Source organism: Nostoc sp. XA010, from assembly GCF_020829625.1.
Taxonomy (GTDB): Bacteria; Cyanobacteriota; Cyanobacteriia; order Cyanobacteriales; family Nostocaceae; genus Nostoc.
The window spans coordinates 77403-96577 of record NZ_JAIVFX010000006.1; the positions used below are offsets into that span (position 1 = coordinate 77403).

The window sequence follows — 19175 nt, forward strand, 5'->3', positions numbered from 1 at the left end:
AAGAAAACCTGCAACTTTTGTTTACATCCAATTTGTCCTTTTTCCTTTGCTAATTAATGACTAACCAGTCAGAAAAACGTATGCGCCCAAAGCCTGTGCTGCAACTGCTAAAAAAGTAGACCAAATGGGATGAGGGCTATGAACGGTTTTACCACTTTGAGTTTCCAGGGTTTGGATATCGATCCAAGGTGTTGCTCCTCGCCGAAACCAACCTGTGACGATAATTTGTCTACCAATTAGATCCTGGTGATTGACTTGTCCTAGCCAAGAAATGTGGTGTAATTTCACTAAACCTGCGCTGGATTGAAGGATTAAATCTTGCGCTAGGGAGTTACTAGTGCCTTGACGACCTAATAATTTACCCACAAGACGCACGCTGATGCTATCAATTGGTAAGGCAGAAGGATCAGCTAATAGGTTGGGTAGGTAATCGTCAGTTTGCACAGTGGCAGGTTTAATATCGGGGAAGAAAGAATTAATCCGCATCACTGTACCGATGCTAAAGCCAATTAGAAGGCAGCCTGTAATGAAAGACCAATCTTCATATATCCACTTTAGATTTAAAAACTTGAGTGCGAATGCTAGTTGCCACGTTAGCCAGACGAAAGCTGCAAACAGAACCCCTAGAGGAATTCCCAACCAAGGAGCGATTTGTAATAAGAAAGACTGACGCTTAACTTTTGATGGTTCGCTTGCAAAATGTAGTTCAGTGTCTAGATGCCAGTGACGGGCTATTTGGCAGAGGCGTTCGATGCGATCGCCCATCAATGGATGACTATTATTAATTGTAAACCATCGGCGATAGGGATTGGCAGTATCCCACTTCAAAAATGATTCAAAAGATAAATTACTGGCAATAGTGCCTAAAGAAAGGCTCTGTTGGTGGCTGACTGGTGTCAGGAGATTTAAGCTTTCTAGTTGCCAACTTGTCTGTTCCTCTTTTTGGATATCAGCTGCAATGCCAATGGCAATTTTGAGTAAGGCGCGAATCAGGGCATTGGGATTACCAGTAATTTCAGAGGCGATGCGATCGCTATAATAAAGCCGCAACCGCGATAACCATAATGCAGTCCCAGTCAGCAAACACCAAATTCCATAAACAAGACTAGCCAGAATTGTCACCGGCCAGCGCCAAATCCCTGATATTTTGTCTCCCCAATTCGATACTTGCTGATATAGCTGATAAATTGGTAGTGTCACCAGCAGCAACAAAGACATCACAGCAAAATCCCAGTGAGCAATATGCCCTAGCTGTGTGGCGTAGATAATGGCGATTTCATCATCTGCTAGTTGCTCTAATAACCCCTGACTTACAACAATCCTGGCATTACGTGGTAAACTGCCATAAGTCAGGATAATTGGTGCAGCCATTGGTAAGATCCGCAGTTTGGGTAACGGCCAGTGCCTCTGTTGGCAACAACGTTGTAGCACCCGAACAGCTTCGCGGCTATGGGCATTCAATACATCTTTAGAAAATTCTCGCTGACCATACAAGTTCGCCAGTAGCAGATCCAGCAACCAAGGTGATACTCCGATCAAAATCACCAATACTATTAGCAACAATTTAGTAGGGTTGCTGTATAAAAGCTGCAATGGCTCCAGATAAGGTAGTTTGACTAAAGTCTGGTTGATGAATCCCATTGCGAACTTGAGCATTTCTCGGATCACCCAAAATAGAGCGATGAATGTTCCTGCTGTTAGCAACCGTAAAGGGATTAATTTTGGTTTACGTAGGGGTTGCCATGCTCTAGCGCGTTGTGCTTGTCGCCAATAAATAACGCCGAATAATTTAGCTTGGGTGCGGGTCACAGAACCCATGAAGCCGCTTAAGGGCACAGATCCTGCTGCTGGCAATGGTGTAGCTACTGTAGCTTTGAGTTTAGCTAGTGGCACCATCGGTGGGGTGTCGTTGCTCTTAGTTTCTATTACTTGATCTTTTGGTTCCTCTAAGGTAGGAGTTTCTGGGGGAGTAACTGGGGTTGAATGTGGCGTTGAATTATTAAAAGCAACAAATCCAGTTTCGACATTTTTTGATTCTTGATCGCGTTTTTGGCGTTTTGTTAGGTGTTCGAGTGCGCGTGTTGCCCACTCTTGAACTTGCGGATTGTTACTCTCAATGAGATTCTGAGAAATAGCGATCGCTTTGGAGGCTTCTCCAATCCGTGCATAAGCCATCACTAAACCAACCTGGGCTTGTAAGCTAGCAGTACCATTATTTTGGCTGCTAGCAATAGGTTCTAGTTGAGCGATCGCTGTTTGGTAATTTCCCTGCTTGAGGGCAATTAAACCAGCCTCCAAAGACGGTTTGGCATGTGAAGGCATACAAATTCTGGCACTCCAATCTCTTCTAAGTGATCCACGTTTGTGCAAAAGCGCGAACCTCGGATGCCGTGGAAATCAACCGCGCCCAAGTTTTGCTTGTCAAGTGAACGATAAATATTGAATAAAGACGTCAGAAGTCAGAATTCAGTTGGCTCTTTTGTCGGACTAATTCTGAATTCAGAATTCTGTATTCTTCTTCATTCCTCCACTGGTTTTTGACTAGAAAATACTGGAGCGATCGCGCTTAATTTTAACTCTGGATGGTCGCCCAGTAATTGTTGACAATTCCATTCGTTACGGAATAGCAACACTGGTCGTCCCATACTATCTTTAACTGTAGTGGTATTGAATATTCGTCCCACTTTTTCTAATGCTTCCCAACCACCCTCAACCCAACGGGCGACACTGTAGGGCAATGAGTCTAGTATGGTTTCTACACCATACTCATTTTGTAAACGAAACTGTACCACCTCGAATTGCAACTGACCCACCGCCGCCAAAATTGGGTCGCGTTTGGCTTCATCAGTTGAATACATAATTTGTACAGCACCTTCTTCTCGCAATTCCGCAACGCCTTTTTGGAATTGTTTAGACTTCGAGGGGTTGGGATTCCTCAGAGATGCGAACAGTTCCGGCGAGAAATACGGAATCCCCTCATATTCGAGCTTTTGTCCCGTGTAAATTGTATCCCCGATCGCAAAAACACCAGGATTATTCAAACCGATCACATCGCCAGGATAAGCCACATCAATCGATTCTCGCTCTTGGGCAAAGAGTTTTTGCGGGCGAGACAGACGGATGAGTTTACCAATGCGAGCGTGATTCACCATCATATCTTTTTCAAACTTACCAGTGCAAACCCGGATAAATGCGACGCGATCACGGTGTTTCGGGTCCATATTCGCTTGCAGTTTGAAGACAAACCCTGAAAATTCTGGGTATGTAGGAGCAACTTCGCCAACACTGCTATAGTGAGAACCGGGTTTCAGGGCATAGTCAAGGAAATACTTGAGGAATAACTCTACACCAAAGTTGGTCATGGCGCTACCAAAGAACACAGGCGTCATTTTGCCTTCGTGTACCAGTTGCAAATCTAACTCTGGCCCAACTCCATCTAACAGTTCCAGATCATTTTTTAGTTGGTAGTACAAGCTTTGTTCTAGCTGATCTTCTATTCTCGGATCAGTTAATTCGACTATCGTATCACGGGCTTCTCGGCTGCCGTGGGCGCTGCGTTCAAACAAGTGAATTTGTTGCTTATGTCGATCAAAAACACCTTTAAAGCGATCGCCCATACCAATCGGCCAGTTTACCGCATAGGTTTGCAATCCTAATTCTTGCTCAATTTCATCCAACAGTTCCAGAGGTTCTCTTCCTGGGCGATCAAGCTTGTTGATAAATGTAAAAATTGGGATACCCCGCAACTTACACACTTCAAACAATTTGCGGGTTTGAGGTTCCAAACCTTTTGCCGCATCAATCAACATCACTGCATTATCGGCGGCCGCAAGGGTGCGATAAGTATCTTCACTGAAGTCTTGGTGTCCGGGTGTGTCTAATAAATTTATCTGACAGTCCCGGTATTCAAATTGCAACACAGTGGAGGTAATAGAAATACCCCGTTGTTGTTCCATCGCCATCCAGTCAGAGGTTGCCTTACGCTGTGCCCGTCGCGCCTTAACCGCCCCAGCTTCGTGAATTGCACCTCCGTATAGGAGCAGCTTTTCTGTTAGTGTAGTTTTACCTGCATCAGGGTGAGAAATAATCGCAAAGTTGCGGCGAAGTTCAACTGCTTGAATAAGTTCAGACTGAAGTTCAGTAGACATAAATGTATTTGTTTGTTAGCTTAATTTGTTTGATGGTAAGTCTTTTAATCTTAAGACAACGATGCTCGTGATAGGGTCGTAATATAACCAACAATCTGACTAAATAGGAGAAAGCAATGTACGACACAGATAAGCGAAAGCTTCTATCCGGCTTGTCACATGGAGCCATTTTTCTCAGCACAGCAGTGGTATCTATAGGTATACCTATCGCCATACTCTTTGTATCTGATGATCCTGTTGTTAAAGAAAACGCCAAAGAATCCATTAATTTCCACTTCAACGTCTGGCTTTATGGAGGAATTCTGGGAGCGCTGTTTTTTCTATTCGGTTGGTTAGTATTACCTCTATTATTGCTGGGGCCATTAGCCGGTTTGGGATATATATTGCACTGGGGATTAACAATTTGGGCGCTCATTAAAGTTTTCAGCAATCCTGATATACCCTTCCGTTATCCCTATATTTTCCGAGTTTTTTAACACAGATTATTATTGGGCATCCCTTCGGCTTACTTCGACTACGCTCAGTACAAGTCCCTCAGGGCAAGTGGGCATGGGCATTGGTAACTGTTAGTTATTCGCTACTAAATACAATATTTCATTAATTCGTAGCGAATTCTCTGCGTGCCTCTGCGTTTACCTCTGTGCCACTACCCTGCGGGAAGGCGTACCCCTACGGGGAAGCAAGCTACGCGTAGCGTCTGTCTGCGACACGCTGCGCGAACGTAGAGAAGCGCCTATGCGTTTAAATTTCAACCCTCAATTCGCCAAGATTTTGCCAACAGACAGTCTTATCATTTTGAATGCGTGAATTGCTTACTATGTTGTTTTTTTTCCAGCCCGTCGGATAGATGCAAGCAAGCTGTAGAATACAAAATTGCCCTACAACTTGATTAAGAGTAGGGCAAAGGACAGTTAAGCACTGTTTGTAGTCTGTCTGACGGCAGGAAAATTTTAGCCTGCTTTTGTGACGCTTTATTTTGTGTCCATTTGCGTTGTTTTTCTTCATAAAATTTTATGTTTCCTACACACCGCCCCCGTCGTCTGCGTACTCATCCTCAACTGCGCCGGATGGTTCGTGAAACTGTTTTAACAACAAGCGATTTAATCTACCCACTATTTGCTGTACCAGGTGAGGGAATCGCTAACGAAGTAAAATCTATGCCCGGAGTCTACCAACTTTCGGTAGATAAAATTGTCGAAGAGGCAAAAGAAGTTTACGACTTAGGAATTCCTTCTATTATTTTATTTGGGATTCCGGCTGATAAAGATGTGGATGCCACTGGCGCTTGGCATGATTGCGGTATCGTCCAAAAAGCTGCGACTGCGGTAAAAGCAGCAGTGCCAGATTTGATTGTAATTGCTGATACTTGTTTATGTGAGTACACCAGTCACGGTCATTGTGGTTATTTACAAACTGGTGATTTAACAGGACGAGTTTTGAATGATCCAACTCTGGAATTGTTGAAAAAAACAGCAGTTTCGCAAGCTAAAGCTGGTGCCGATATCATCGCGCCTTCTGGGATGATGGATGGCTTTGTCCAAGCAATTCGTCAGGGTTTGGATGAAGCCGGATTTCAAGATACGCCGATTTTGTCTTATGCTGCTAAGTATGCTTCGGGTTATTATGGGCCATTTCGGGATGCAGCAGACTCGACACCGCAATTTGGGGACAGAAGAACTTACCAAATGGACCCAGGTAACGCCCGCGAAGCGATTAAAGAAATTGAACTGGATATCGCTGAAGGTGCGGATATGCTCATGGTTAAGCCAGCCTTGGCATACATGGACATTATCTGGCGGGTGAAAGAAGCGAGTAACTTACCAGTTGCGGCTTACAATGTTTCTGGTGAGTATGCGATGGTAAAAGCTGCGGCTCTCAATGGTTGGATTGATGAGGAGCGCGTGGTTATGGAAACTTTAACTGGGTTTAAACGGGCTGGGGCAGATTTGATTTTGACCTACCATGCCAAAGATGCGGCGCGATGGTTAAAGTAGGGACAAAGGCTGGCTAACCTTACAAGCGGGTAAAACTTTGGTTTAGAGGCGGGGTGGACACCCTGAACATCTGCTGCAAGATGTAGCAATGGATTTATAGGAATGCTCAAACCGTAAGAAAGCGATCGCTCAATATCTTAAAAAGCGTCACCCATGACCTACTATCCGCAAGTATAAGCGGATAGTAGGTTCTTATTCATTCTCAAACATCCTCCTCCTTTCCCTACTGTTGAACCTCCTCAAGCCCCTATTACGGTTCCTAACGCAATCACAGTCGAACAGTTCGAGGACGTTTCTCAAGACTCCAGTTTATTACGTACATGAACGTTACACAGTTTTAAAGACTCGCAGATGGGTTGAGACTGACTCGTTCCTATTTTTGACCTGTAATTTCAGTTAACTTGCGTTCCCTCATATCGCTTTTAGTTTAAACTCCAGTTGATATCTACTACTTTGAATTCAAATTAGGAGGAGAACCATGAAATTTCTGAAGAAAAAACTGAAGATTTTTGTAGCCCTGGTTGCCAGCACCTATTTAGCCATTTTGCTGGTTGCTGGTCATTTACAGCAAGTCAGTGCTAAAACCACTGGTTTCCAGATGACTAGCAGTACTGCTGCTGCTATCAGCTCAAAGCAGAGCTTTGATGAAAACAATGCCAGTCAATTGGCTGACGACAAGAGCGGTGATGCCAGTTTTTTACTGGCTCAGACTTTCGTTGACTTGACGGGTGACTGGCAGGGCAATGATGGTGGAACCTATTATCTACGTCAAAGAGGCAGTGAGCTATTTTGGTATGGTGAAGGAACTCCAATCAGCCCAGCCTTCAGTAATGTCTACAGAGGAGTTCGGAGTTCATCTGGCTTCTTCGTAGGTAGTGAAATTACAGGTAACTGGATTGATGTTCCCAAGGGTGTTGTTGCAGGTAGTGGAACTTTGAACCTCAGAATCGACTCACCTACCCAGTTGAGAACGATTAGTGTAACAGGGGGTTTTGGTGGTAGTGTGTGGACTAAGATACGCTCTGGCTTTTGACGCGAAGGTTTAAGCATTTACCAGAAAAAGTTTCCAGCCACAGGACAGTAAATGCAAAAATAGCAGTCCAATTACCAATTCCACATAAATAATCATTCTCACCTTGACAGCCAAAGTGCGTAGGCGTAGCCCGCCGCAGGCATCGCTCAACTAAATTGTATGCCAAAAACATTTATTCCGCTAAGGTGTCGAGCCACTGATCAAAGAGCATGAAGATTGATCCACAAAGAAGACCCCTGGTTTGCACCAGAGGTCTTTGCATTTAACAACGTTGTAAAATTCATTAGCAACGTAAAACGCTGATATGGTTAATTAGTGGCTTTTGTGCCATGAATACAAAAATAGCAACCCAATTGCCAATTCCAGACATGTTACTCCTATACCTAAAATGCGTAGGCGCAGCCTGCCGCAGGCATCGCCAACATTTAGGTGCAGACCTAGAAATCTAATGCTGCGACAAAAACTTCATCTTATGCAAGGTTTTAGGAGAAATTTTCCCAACATTGGGCAACTAATTGGCTCAACCAGCGACGTTGTTGCTGATCCAACAGTGGATCATCTGCTAGCAACTGAGCGGTTAATTCTTCCAAAGATTGACCCTGAGCGCGGACAATTTTAATAACTCCAGCGATCGCACTGGCAACTAGTTCTTCATCAATCGGCTGTTGTCGTAAAGCAACAATTTCCTGGGGACTGTCTGGAATGGGATAATTCATGGCGTGGGTTTACAGAAATACAAAATGAACAATAAATTTGATAAATTCTTAAAATTTCTTCACTGAATCTTTACGAAAGTAATAGGGCGGAGTTTACATTACTTTGTGCTTTCATAAAATCTGTCTTAGTGAGTAGATTGATCGGAGATATGAGGAAACGATGAAAGAAATTCTTTATTTAGAAGTTCCAACTTCGGATATAGCAACTGTGCGTAGTTGGTTACAAACAGAGTTTGAACCCGGAAATGGAGAAAAAGTGCTTACCTCGGAAGGCTTTCGCCTCAAAATCCCCACTGCAACTACAACTGCTACCAAGACTATTTCCGAAAACTTGCCTGCGGAACTTTCGGTATTTGTCTGGTCGGTGCAACGAACTACTTATCTGAAAGTGTTTCGTTGGGCAGAACAACCCTTTCCCAAAGAGGGGCAGATTTTGCAACACCTAACCAAAGAAATCAGAAGCCGTTTTCCGCATCATTACCCAGAACCGCCAGCAATTGATTTATCTAAGCAATCAATATTTGCAGCACTAGGCTCTGCTTACCCCCTTACCGTCAAGTATTTTCAGAAAATGCCCAACGGTGAATATGATCTAACGCGTGCCTACTGGTGGGAACAACGATGGCGCGAAGGAGTACGGAATCCGCAACAGCCTCGTCAGGTGGTGTTTTCCAGTCGAGAGGATAGGAGAGCAGGGAGCAGGGAGCAGGGGGAAAATTTCTCTCCTCTGCACCCTGCACCCTGCTCCCCTGCCTCTTCCCCCTCATCTCCGACTTATGACATCATCTACATCGGTGGCGCACTAGGCGCGATTCATGCAGCACTGATGGCAAAACTCGGATATAAAGTTCTCCTGCTGGAACGAATGCCCTTTGGGCGGATGAACCGAGAATGGAATATTTCCCGCGATGAGATTCAAAGCTTAGTTAACCTGGGTTTAGTCACCCCTGCTGAGTTAGAAACTATCATTGCTAGGGAATACAAAGACGGATTTAATAAGTTTTTTGATGCTAATAATCCAGCCAAACTGCGATCGCCCGTCCTCCACACACCCACAGTCCTAAATTTAGGCTTAGATTCCGAAAAATGGCTTCAAATGTGTGGGCAAAAACTGCAAGCGGCAGGCGGTGAAATCTGGGATGAAACAGAGTTTATCCGTGCAGATATTGATATATCACAAGTACTTATCAAAGTCAAGCACTTACCCAGTCAGGTTGAGAAGCAAGTAAGTGGACGACTGTTAATAGATGCAATGGGAACTGCATCGCCCATAGCTTGGCAATTAAATGGTGGTCGTGCTTTTGATAGTGTATGTCCGACGGTGGGAGCGGCAATTGAGAGCGGATTTGAGCCGGAAGTATGGGATTCCCAATATGGAGACGTTCTTTACAGTCATGGGGATATCTCGCGGGGAAGACAGTTGATTTGGGAACTGTTTCCTGGGGCAGATGATGAACTAACGATTTATTTATTTCATTACCATGAGGTCAATGCTGAAAATCCCGGTTCCTTGCTAGAGATGTACGAGGACTTTTTCACTATTTTGCCAGAGTATCGCAGGTGCGATATGGACAAATTGGTGTGGAAGAAGCCGACATTTGGGTACATACCGGGGCATTTTAGTGTGGGAAGTAGCGATCGCACAGTTGCCTTTGATCGATTGATTGCGATCGGTGATGCTGCATCACTCCAGTCTCCCCTCGTCTTCACCGGTTTTGGTTCGCTAGTTCGCAACTTAGAGCGTTTAACAACCCTGTTGGATACTGCTCTCAAACATGACTTGTTGAGTTTCCGCCACTTGAACCAAATTCGCGCTTACCAAAGCAACGTTTCCGTGACTTGGCTATTTTCCAAAGGCATGATGGTACCCACAGGGAAATTTTTACCACCCCAACGGATTAACTCCATGCTCAACACCTTCTTTGGACTGTTAGCAGACGAACCCCAAGAAGTAGCAGATAACTTCATCAAAGATAGGTGTGATTGGTTAACCTTTAACCGCCTAGCACTCAAAGCAGCTAGAAGAAATCCTGCCTTGCTTTTATGGATTTGGCAACTTGCTGGCCCCAGAGATTTAGGGCGATGGCTTGGTAGTTATTTTAACTTCGGTCGTCATGCCTTAATTAGCTCTTTGCTGAGTCCGTGGTTCGGGCGCTTCTTGAACCGGGTAGGTTTTTGGCTAGAACCCCGGAATCCGGGATTGTGGCTGTGGTTATTGGCGATTAATTATGCGATCGCCACAGGCAAACCGCGATCACGCGCTCAAGTAGAAAAAGCCAACCCAGAAGCCATAATTCCGAAGTCAGAAGTAAGAATTAGTCATTAGTCATTGGTCATTGGTCATTAGTATTAAGCAAATGACCAATCACAACTAACTATTGACTCTTGGGGCGAAAATTTGGTAATTCGACAGATGCCAATGATTTACGCCCCTTGGGTGGACGCTGAGGATAAACCACTGGTGAAGGTGAACTTGTATCATTGGTGTCATCGCCTAATGACTCTGGAGGCAAATCAGTTGCCGACAATTCCAAATGTGTCAATTGTGAAACTTCTGACCAGTAATCTTCAGTTCCTTCAGGCGGCGTCTCAGTATGAGGTGAAGTAGAAGAAACTGGTAACTCATTGGCTGGTGAGACTACAGAATCTATTGTCCAAGAAGTGGAAGTAATTGTAGGATGATTAATTTCTGCTGCCAACTGCTCCTCCTGTGGATTTTCTAATTCCTCATCGTCTTCTAGGATTGTTGCTAAAGTCTCCCAGATAGGTGCATCACCCTGATTACTATCCACATTCGTTTTCGCCGCAGCTGGTGGTGATCCAAATGCAGGCTGGGAGGTGAAAAACATTTGAATGAGACTATCTAATTGCTGATCTAGATTTGATGACCCTGAAGTTGAAACAGCTTCTGGTGTCTCTGGGGAATCATCAATTTTTGGAGAGGGGGCTGATTCTGCTGGTGTTGAGGGATTTTGCTTAACTGACCAGTTCCAAGAAGATGATGGCGTCGGTGTCGGTTCATTTCTTTGGAATGGAATTGGTGCTGACGGTTCGCCCCAAGAATTATCTAGATCATCAGTCAGGGATTCTGGTTCTGCTGACCAAGGTTGAATTGGCTGGACGTTAGGAAACAAAGATCGAGCTTTTCTAGAAAATCTTCCTTGCCCACTAGTTATGTCTTTGGGATGTTTTGCAGTATCTTCTAGCGAGTCATAGTTAGGAACCGATGTATCTAAACATTTTTCCAAAGCTGCTTTAAATTGCAGCGTTTGGCGTTGTTGTCGCATCAGTCTAGTACGTAACTCCCGACAAACAGTTTCTGATTGCAATAACTGCTGAGACTGTTCGCTACTGTTGGTGTGTAACAACGTACATTCTCGCTCTAGCTGGGCAAGGCGTTGTTGGCTGATTTGTAGCTGTGCTTTATAACTTTCGGCGAGAATTTCCTGGTGTTGAACAGTTTGTACAGCAGTTTCTAATTTTTGAAATAGGGATTTTATTTGTTCTTGAGCCGCAGCCAGTTCTTGAGCGTGTTGGTTGAGCATCGACTCACTAACGCTAGAACGTGTTTTCTGCCACTGCAAAACCTTTTCTGACTCAGCTAGGTTATCTTTTAGCTGCTCCACTTGTTCATACAAGTTATTGTTAGCTGCACGCAATTCTTCGTTCAATGCCAGCAGGTTCTGAAATTCTGAGTCAATAAGTGCTTGTTTGCCGCTTTCAGGCTCTGCAACCCAGTCTGCCTGGGTGGTATCTTTTGAAAATTGTGTATCATCAGCTGGCATGAGGAGTGGCAGTTTGCTGACTGTCATATTGTCATTAGGCACAACTGAGTAAAACGGACAACTCGCCTGCTCCGATTGTGGCGAATTAGCAGAATTTAGGGATTCCATCACAACCCCCTTGTTTGAGGTGTTAGCTTCATTCATCACTCTTGACTCACCTGCTTAAAAATATTCAGCAGTGCTGGCATTAGCATTGCTTATTAACTGGGTCTAATCAGGGTTTGCTCTAGAAGCTAAGTTTAACTCTCTCCAAGCGCCAGCAATTAATCATCAATTGGCGTTCCCTATTTTGTATCTAGACTGATGCCGTTATAACACTATGATGCTCTTGTCCGTCAAGAAGAGACGGAAGGGGAATTTGGTCCGCCTTTGCGGATAGGCGGCAGAAAAGAGAAACCTGATGCTTAAAAACTAAACTGTATTGGCTGATGAAGTTTTTCTAGATGAAAAAACTGCCTCACAACATAAATTATTGTCTATAATCGCATCCACCTTAATATATAAAATAAAAATGTATTGTTCAATACATTTTTATACTGAGTCTTTTATTACTTAGAATAGATGTCACTACAAGTATCTACTGCTAAGTAATCATTCTATAGGACTTACGCATTGACAGAGACAACTAACTACGAGTTAGCTCTAGTTACAAGACAGAGCCTTGTAATGCTCTTGTAGAAAGTAGAGCCTGCTGGTTTTACGGTAGGCAGAGCCTGGGAATTAAACAGAGTAAGACTTTTAGTTGAGCAAGCTTACCATTCAGATGATGGTCAAGATGTAAGGTACTTAAGTACTATTCTGTTATTTTGGGCGATCGCTATTTCATGTCAGCAAACAACCAAGAGCTTCTGCTAGACCTGAAATATTAGGCAACCATGATAATTACGGATAAATACGTATAACTATTTGACAAATACGTAGCAATTTACTTAACTAAAATAATAAAACTTTTTTAAAGAATAATCTCAACTTGATCCGGGGTTTTTTCTGAGTAAATACAGTCCTAGTAAGCAATTTCAAGCTTAGTTAGCGAGAGCTTTCTCTAACAACTTGCTTTCAATGTGTCAAGTTTATTTAATGACTACAAGAAAATTGTTTAAAGTATACTTGACTACTGTAAACACAAAACATATAGTATATTAAATAACTCATACAATAAACCGATTAAGCAATATTGCGGATGCAGTTTTTAATTCATCTATTTAAAGAATAATTGGAATAACCGAGTTTTCCACTAGGTAAAACAACATAAATAACACATATAAACTATGCAGCACGTAAACGAAACACCATTATTACAAAAACAAGCCCAAAATATTTCTCTTGAGTCGGAACTATTTAGCATTCCTATGGGAGACTACCAAAAGTTTTACTGTCAGCGATTCCTAGAGGCGATAAAACTTGACTACACAATGGCGGGTCATCCATCGAGTGCTTTTTGGGTTATCAATTCTATCAAAGTTAATGAGAGTGAAAAAGACACGCACTTTCTATTTGTTTCAGAGGGCGAAGTTACCCTCAACAGCATTAACGGAGAGTTTTTATTGCGAAAAAACTGCTTTGCCGCAGTTCCAGGGAACTTTTCTTTAGATGGTTCAGCCCAAGTGTTAGTCGCAACACGACTCAACTACACTGGACTTTTCACAATTGGGGGGCCTATTGAACCATTAGGGCGATTGAATTACATTGATGGCTGCTCTTCAACGGTTCTGATTAATCCTTTAAGACGTGGAGAACCCTGCTTGAATTTCCTCCACGTTCCTCCAGGTGTATCACAAACTCCCCATACCCATCCTTCATTGCGGATTGGGCTTGTCGCTGCGGGTAGTGGAATTTGTCAGGTGGACGAAGGAACATTCAAAATGGAGCCGGGAACGGTCTTCTGTCTTCCAGAAAACAAGTTACATAGCTTCAGTGCGATTGATGATTCTTTAAGAATCATTATCTATCATCCAGATTCTGATGTAGGGCCAACTGATGATTCCCATACGATGCTGAATAATACTTTTGTTGGAGAAAAGTCAGCTAAAGTTCTGGATGCGATTAGAACAAAATAACCACGCTTATCAGGCTTGCCTTTTCATTTAAGTATTGTAAAGGCAATCTTGTATTATTGATAGCGGTTTTCACATCAGTGGAACACAACTTTTATGATGAAGCCAACTTGACTAAATGAGCATCCCTGATTTATGCAACTATAAACCACTATATACCTGCTCTAGGAGTGCTGATGATTTTGCTAACAAGCGATACTGAAACAAAGCCGACACAGGCGATGCGACAGGCGATCGCCACTGCTGAAGTTGGAGATGAGCAAAAAGGAGAAGATCCGACCGTTAACCAACTACTAGAAAGGGTTGCAGATTTACTAGGCAAAGAAGCCGCTCTTTTCTTTGCCTGTGGAACCATTTGCAACTTTGTGGCAATCAAGACCCATACTCGCCCTGCTGATGTGGTGCTAGTAGAACAGATGGCACACATTATTCGGGCTGAATCGGGGGGTGCAGCGATGACTTCTGGTGTACTCATGGAGCCGATTGCAAGCGAACGAGGAATTTTTACAGTCGATGCTCTAGCTCAATCACTTGAAAGAGTCGCAACTGCTCCTTACCTTTACTCTGCAATTCCCCGCTTATTGTGTGTAGAGCAAACCCACAATTTTGGAGGGGGTTCGGTTTGGCGGCTCAATAAACTACGTGAGGTTTGCGAATTCTCCCGTCAAAAAGGTTTAGCTACCCACATGGACGGGGCACGACTTTTAAATGCAGTTGTTGCATCTCAAACTCCAGCCAAGGATTTTGCTGCCTGTGTTGATTCTGTCTGGATTGACTTTACTAAAGGACTAGGCGCACCAATCGGTGCTGTTCTTGCGGGTACACGGGAATTCATTGCTGAAGCACGTCGATATAAACACATTTTTGGTGGCGCAATGCGTCAAGCTGGCATTGTCGCAGCAGGTTGTCTCTATGCACTTGACCATCATGTTGAACGTCTACAAGAAGACCACGACAATGCAACTTATCTGGCTCAACGACTGAGTGAAATTGAAGGAATTACAGTTCAAGATCCAAAACCTGAGACAAATATTGTTTTCTTTGATGTTTCAAGATTAAAACTCGACAAAGCCATGTTTCTCACTCTGTTACAGCAGGGTGGTGTGAAAATGGGAGCCGTTGGTGATTCTATTCGGGCAGTCACTCATTTAGATGTTTCGCGGGCTGATATCGATTTTGCAGTTGATGCTATTTCCAAAGTTGCGAAATCATCGTCGTACAAGATAATGGAGTAGCATTCCCCTACTCAAAATTCTTAACCATTCTGTTTTATCTCCCTTGCTCCCTGCTCCCTTGCCTCTATTTCAAGGTAGCCACCGGGGTCGAAATCCGGTTAAGGGGAGTTGTTCTGGTCTAATTTCAACAGTCGCAGCATCAGCGATGGGCAACAAAGGCATTAACCACAGACTACTAGTAGCAATAACATCTCCATCGTCAGTTTTCAAAGTGTTTGTAGGTAATGATGCTGGGGGGTTTGTCTGCGGTACTACTTGATCAAATAACAAGCCCAAACCGTCAGCAGATAAACTCATTTGCACATTCCGTTGATCGGGAGGCAGTACTAGCAGTGGTTTCTGTTGCCCGGTTTTCAGATCAATTGCCACCACATAAGGCTGTTCAATGTATTGTTCTTTGGATACTAGCTGTGTCAGCAAGCAATAGAGGGTGGGTGAGGCAATATCAAATTGGCAGCTGAGAATTGAGCCTGTTGTTTTTAATAGTTGTTTCTGCACACCTTGGTTTGTCACTAAAAACAAATCTCGTGTGTAATCTGTATTAAACTTTACCATTGCCGCTTGAGAGCCATCTTTAGAGAAAGCCTGTACCAAACCAAACTGCGGCAGAAAATCTAGGGGTTTCCTGGCATCACCTTGCAATGGTAGGATAGCTGCTCCCTGTCCTTGGGCAACTGCTACGGCTTGACTATCTGGTGTGATCATAAAGTCTCCCCCAGGTTGGCTTTGCAGACGTTTAGGGGTGGGTTTTTCTGCTGAACCGTTACTGGTTGCTGGCATAAACCATAGTCCAAAGTCGCCGGGATTACTTTTATTGCCCCGTTGAATCACAATAGTTTGCCCATCAGGTGATAAGTCAAATTTCAGGTTTTGATAATCTTTACTATCTAAAACTAAGTCAACTTTGCCGGCTGGTTCTACTTCTTGTCCAGATTTACCAGGAACGCCTGTTGTCACTGTGTACAGTTGGGCTGAAAGTAAGTCTTGGTTCTTAGCCGCGCGAGCCGAAAATAAAATTTTCCCACCATCAGGAAAGGACTCAAAGTCCATTACTATCAGGTCTTGAGGGGTAAGTAGCCTTTTTTGCTCTTGGGTTAAGTTGTAAAGAACTAATCGTCCCTGTTCTTCTTTATCGGTTCCTATGTAAAGGATGACGCGATCGCGTGTACGAAAGCTACCAACAAAGGGTTCTATCACCCGATTTTTGCCTTCTTGTTCCGCAAACTGATCTTTGGCTCCCTGTAACTGCACTTTATAATTTGTGCCATAAGGTGCTGGTGTTACCAGTGTATAAACCATCCGCCGCCCAGCCCAACTGAATTTACCTGCTAGGGGTGGCTCGATTTTCAAGTTATCCTCTACGCTTTTTACTTCCATTGGGCGGCTGAAGGTAAGGGTGAAAGAATTATCTTCTGCCCCAATTTGTTGATTTTGCCAGGTAAAGTCCCGGACACGAGCAGTCACCACATCACCTTGCAATATAATTAACCCAATCAGCACACTCAGCAGTAGCATTAGTGCGATCGCTATCCGATCTAGTGGTTGAATAAATGCTTTAGATTTCGTCATTGGTTATTGGGCATTGGGCATTGGGCATTGGGCATTGGGCATTGGGCATATACAAATGACAAATGACTAATAACTATAAGGATTCTGCGGTTGAGGAATCTTTTTGAGAGAGGTAGCGGCAATGGTGAGTTGGCGTTTACCTGCCAAATTTTCTGTCACCATTTGTCCTTCTACTTCCAACCAGGTATCAGGCGAATAAGTTTCTTTGTTTGGGAGTTTGACGGGTAATCCCACAGGGTAAGCATCTGCTGCACAGCAAGTTAAGACAAATCGCGCTAAGAACAAATATTCTTTTCCGATATCTGGCGGGTGGATAACAAATCCCTCCACCTTGACTTTTTGCCCTGTATATGAATCTGGTTCTGGATAAACATTGACAGTGCGTACCCAATCTACAAGCGATCGCTCCTCTGGAAGAACAGTAGCTCGAAAGGCTTGGGGTTTGACGCGTGTGCTTCCCAATAAATCAGCCGTCACACCCCTTTGGAGTGCTTTGTCACTAGCAAAAACTTGCGGTGTAATGATAAAACCTAGAATTGCTGTAGTTAATAACAAAGTACTGCCCCAACCAGGGGGAAATAAACTAATATGCTGGTTATTTGACGTAACATCACGGCGACGCCGTTGCCAAAGTTCCTGCATTTTAAATAAACCAATAATGATGAAGCTGATACCAGTAACGACCGCCAACCAAATGTAATTTGGGTGAATTAACAAGTTCAGCTTGTTAGTTAGCCAATATTTCAACATCAAAATTCCCCAAGCTGTAATTGCTACAGCATCCAGCCAAGGGAGTAACAAATTAAGAATTTTAGATTTGGAATTTTTGTTAGCCATTAATCATTAGTCGTTGGTCGTTAGTCATTGATCATTAGTCATTAACAAAGGACAAATGACAAATCACTAATATTTTTTAAAAGACGTGCAAATTCAGAAACAGGGTGAATATAAATGTCAATTGTGCTGCTAAAGTAAATAAGTAGAAAATCGTTTTGGGCTTAAAAATAGATAACATCAAACCAACACTTTTGATGTCAATCATTGGCCCAAACACCAGAAATGCCAACAATGAACCACTGCTAAAGGTTGAGGCAAAAGATAGTGCAAAGAAAGAATCGACTGTAGAACAAATTGACACCACTACTGCTAATATCAGCATGACCACAATTGAAGTAATGGGCCCAGCACCCAAACTGAGAATTAATTCACGGGGAGCTAGCACTTGAATAGCAGCAGCGATCGCACTTCCTAAAATCATCACTCCGCCTAATTCTCGCAATTCTTGGATGCTATTATCCACAACTAGGCGCAGTTTAGCTGCAAGCGGTTTATCGGAGGTAGAGGTTAAAGTAGGCGGTACCAAATTCGCATCTATCCGCATAGGTATACTTGCTTTTCCTCCTAAGATATAAGTCCCGGATTGTAACAGATTCGGTACTGTTGCTTCCTGTTGTACTTGGTAACGTTTACCACGGCGTTTAGTTTCAGGGTGCGCGGGCGGATTAAACTTCATATACCGAGCGATCGCAGGTTGGATTATAGGATTTAAGTCCTTTTGAAAACTGAAAACAAACCCGATAATTGTGGCAATTGCAAGAGAAAATACGACTCGTAAGACCACTATTTCTGGCTGATCTCGAAATGCTGTCCAAGTTGACCAAATTACAACTGGGTTAATTGTTGGTGCTGCTAGCAAAAAACCAATTGCGACTGGTGTGGGTACTCCCTGAATTAGGAACCGCCGCGCTACTGGTACATTCCCGCACTCACACACCGGAAATAAAAAGCCGATCATGCTGCCAACTAAAGCACCCAGCAACGGATTTTTGGGCATTTTTTCTACTAATTTGCGCTCATCAACAAAAAACAGCAGCAAACTGGAGAATAAAACCCCAAGAAGCAAAAAAGGCATCGCCTCGACTAGCAGACTTAGAAATATAGTAAAACCATTGTTCAGTTGATTCATGGGCGTCGCAGTCAAAAGCGGTTTTTAGTTTTAGGGTTCTGCCTAGTCATTCTATCCAAATGGGGATCAAAAGCAGTTCGGGAAAATTAAACATTATTAAGTAGCAAGTTATCCTACGTTTCAAGTAGCGTTTAAGCGTTATAAACCTTTGCTTCAGCCAAGATAGTGATATTTACCTGAGTGCATTTACTGACGATGACCATTTCTAAGATTGTCTAAGTTCAGAAATTGTTCCGATCTAGATGGCAAGTAGCTGCATAGATGATTTGAAGTTACCTATGTTTATACTTACAGTAATTTGCTGGAGAAGATATTAGCTCGGCTGTATTTTCATCAAGGATTCACAATTTGGGGTAGGCGTAGCCCGTCGTAGACATCGCTCTTGGTTGCTACCATAATTGATTTTGGCTAGTTCTGGCAAAATATAATCTAAGCTCTGGTTGATTTTTTACTATAAAAACTCTAAAAATGCAAGATTAAAGTTTAGCAAACACAAGTATTTGATTGGGGGAATCTTTCGGCGTTAGCGATCGCCTGAATTTCTACATGACGTGAAAAGTCGAGCGATAGCGAGTCAAAGAAGAGGAAAAGGGGCAGGGAGCAGGGAGCAGGGGGGAAACCCTATAAATTTATTTGCTCTGAAAACTTGGACGTATTAAATATGCGCTACGCATC

13 protein-coding genes are annotated in these 19175 nt (G+C 43.3%); 6 read left to right on the forward strand and 7 right to left on the reverse strand.

All coding sequences use genetic code 11. From position 1 onward, the window contains the following. Window positions 1-60: 60 nt before the first annotated feature. A complete protein-coding gene (locus LC608_RS11290; protein WP_229553630.1) occupies window positions 61-2322 on the reverse strand; it encodes a M48 family metalloprotease in 2262 nt (753 codons plus the stop codon). A 197-nt stretch (window positions 2323-2519) separates the two neighbouring features. Continuing rightward, on the reverse strand, window positions 2520-4148 hold the full coding sequence (gene prfC / locus LC608_RS11295; protein ID WP_229553631.1) for a peptide chain release factor 3: 1629 nt from the start codon (window positions 4146-4148) through the stop codon (window positions 2520-2522). Between the two features lie 116 nt (window positions 4149-4264). On the opposite strand from prfC, the gene LC608_RS11300 reads away from it, so the two are divergent. The 3 genes from LC608_RS11300 to LC608_RS11310 all read left to right on the forward strand — a co-directional run bounded on the left by LC608_RS11300 (window position 4265) and on the right by LC608_RS11310 (window position 7175). Next, complete coding sequence (locus LC608_RS11300; protein WP_229553632.1) at window positions 4265-4624, forward strand: DUF4870 domain-containing protein; 360 nt, start codon at window positions 4265-4267, stop codon at window positions 4622-4624. A gap of 537 nt (window positions 4625-5161) precedes the next feature. Then, window positions 5162-6142, forward strand: coding sequence for a porphobilinogen synthase (gene hemB / locus LC608_RS11305; RefSeq protein ID WP_109011263.1), 981 nt, complete (start codon window positions 5162-5164; stop codon window positions 6140-6142). A 478-nt stretch (window positions 6143-6620) separates the two neighbouring features. Further along, on the forward strand, window positions 6621-7175 hold the full coding sequence (locus LC608_RS11310; protein ID WP_229553633.1) for a hypothetical protein: 555 nt from the start codon (window positions 6621-6623) through the stop codon (window positions 7173-7175). Between the two features lie 482 nt (window positions 7176-7657). Here the strand turns inward: LC608_RS11310 and LC608_RS11315 are convergent, their stop codons facing one another. Next, on the reverse strand, window positions 7658-7891 hold the full coding sequence (locus LC608_RS11315) for a hypothetical protein (protein WP_229553634.1): 234 nt from the start codon (window positions 7889-7891) through the stop codon (window positions 7658-7660). 160 nt (window positions 7892-8051) lie between these two features. On the opposite strand from LC608_RS11315, the gene LC608_RS11320 reads away from it, so the two are divergent. Next, window positions 8052-10217: an NAD(P)/FAD-dependent oxidoreductase gene (locus LC608_RS11320; protein ID WP_229553635.1), complete on the forward strand. Its 2166-nt coding sequence runs from the start codon at window positions 8052-8054 to the stop codon at window positions 10215-10217. Window positions 10218-10266: 49 nt separating this feature from the next. Here the strand turns inward: LC608_RS11320 and LC608_RS11325 are convergent, their stop codons facing one another. Further along, on the reverse strand, window positions 10267-11820 hold the full coding sequence (locus LC608_RS11325) for a hypothetical protein (protein ID WP_229553636.1): 1554 nt from the start codon (window positions 11818-11820) through the stop codon (window positions 10267-10269). Window positions 11821-12944: 1124 nt separating this feature from the next. Between LC608_RS11325 and LC608_RS11330 the strand changes: the two genes are divergently transcribed. Both LC608_RS11330 and LC608_RS11335 read left to right on the forward strand, forming a co-directional pair. Next, a complete protein-coding gene (locus LC608_RS11330; protein WP_229553637.1) occupies window positions 12945-13733 on the forward strand; it encodes a cupin domain-containing protein in 789 nt (262 codons plus the stop codon). 173 nt (window positions 13734-13906) lie between these two features. Beyond that, window positions 13907-14965: a low specificity L-threonine aldolase gene (locus LC608_RS11335; protein ID WP_229553638.1), complete on the forward strand. Its 1059-nt coding sequence runs from the start codon at window positions 13907-13909 to the stop codon at window positions 14963-14965. A 69-nt stretch (window positions 14966-15034) separates the two neighbouring features. Here LC608_RS11335 and LC608_RS11340 read toward each other — a convergent pair whose 3' ends face one another. From LC608_RS11340 to LC608_RS11350, 3 genes are all read right to left on the reverse strand, one after another. After that, window positions 15035-16534 (reverse strand): Ig-like domain-containing protein, encoded by a 1500-nt coding sequence (locus LC608_RS11340; protein ID WP_229553639.1) that lies wholly within the window; start codon window positions 16532-16534, stop codon window positions 15035-15037. A gap of 66 nt (window positions 16535-16600) precedes the next feature. Continuing rightward, a complete protein-coding gene (locus LC608_RS11345) occupies window positions 16601-17371 on the reverse strand; it encodes a TIGR03943 family protein (RefSeq protein ID WP_229553640.1) in 771 nt (256 codons plus the stop codon). 76 nt (window positions 17372-17447) lie between these two features. After that, on the reverse strand, window positions 17448-18500 hold the full coding sequence (locus LC608_RS11350) for a permease (RefSeq protein ID WP_229553641.1): 1053 nt from the start codon (window positions 18498-18500) through the stop codon (window positions 17448-17450). Between the last annotated feature and the right edge of the window lie 675 nt (window positions 18501-19175).

Coding starts and splice junctions, on each gene's coding strand:
- LC608_RS11290 (WP_229553630.1), bottom strand. CDS start 2,322: ATGCCTTCACATGCCAAACCGTCTTTGGAGGCTGGTTTAATTGCCCTC.
- prfC (WP_229553631.1), bottom strand. CDS start 4,148: ATGTCTACTGAACTTCAGTCTGAACTTATTCAAGCAGTTGAACTTCGC.
- LC608_RS11300 (WP_229553632.1), top strand. CDS start 4,265: ATGTACGACACAGATAAGCGAAAGCTTCTATCCGGCTTGTCACATGGA.
- hemB (WP_109011263.1), top strand. CDS start 5,162: ATGTTTCCTACACACCGCCCCCGTCGTCTGCGTACTCATCCTCAACTG.
- LC608_RS11310 (WP_229553633.1), top strand. CDS start 6,621: ATGAAATTTCTGAAGAAAAAACTGAAGATTTTTGTAGCCCTGGTTGCC.
- LC608_RS11315 (WP_229553634.1), bottom strand. CDS start 7,891: ATGAATTATCCCATTCCAGACAGTCCCCAGGAAATTGTTGCTTTACGA.
- LC608_RS11320 (WP_229553635.1), top strand. CDS start 8,052: ATGAAAGAAATTCTTTATTTAGAAGTTCCAACTTCGGATATAGCAACT.
- LC608_RS11325 (WP_229553636.1), bottom strand. CDS start 11,820: ATGAATGAAGCTAACACCTCAAACAAGGGGGTTGTGATGGAATCCCTA.
- LC608_RS11330 (WP_229553637.1), top strand. CDS start 12,945: ATGCAGCACGTAAACGAAACACCATTATTACAAAAACAAGCCCAAAAT.
- LC608_RS11335 (WP_229553638.1), top strand. CDS start 13,907: ATGATTTTGCTAACAAGCGATACTGAAACAAAGCCGACACAGGCGATG.
- LC608_RS11340 (WP_229553639.1), bottom strand. CDS start 16,534: ATGACGAAATCTAAAGCATTTATTCAACCACTAGATCGGATAGCGATC.
- LC608_RS11345 (WP_229553640.1), bottom strand. CDS start 17,371: ATGGCTAACAAAAATTCCAAATCTAAAATTCTTAATTTGTTACTCCCT.
- LC608_RS11350 (WP_229553641.1), bottom strand. CDS start 18,500: ATGAATCAACTGAACAATGGTTTTACTATATTTCTAAGTCTGCTAGTC.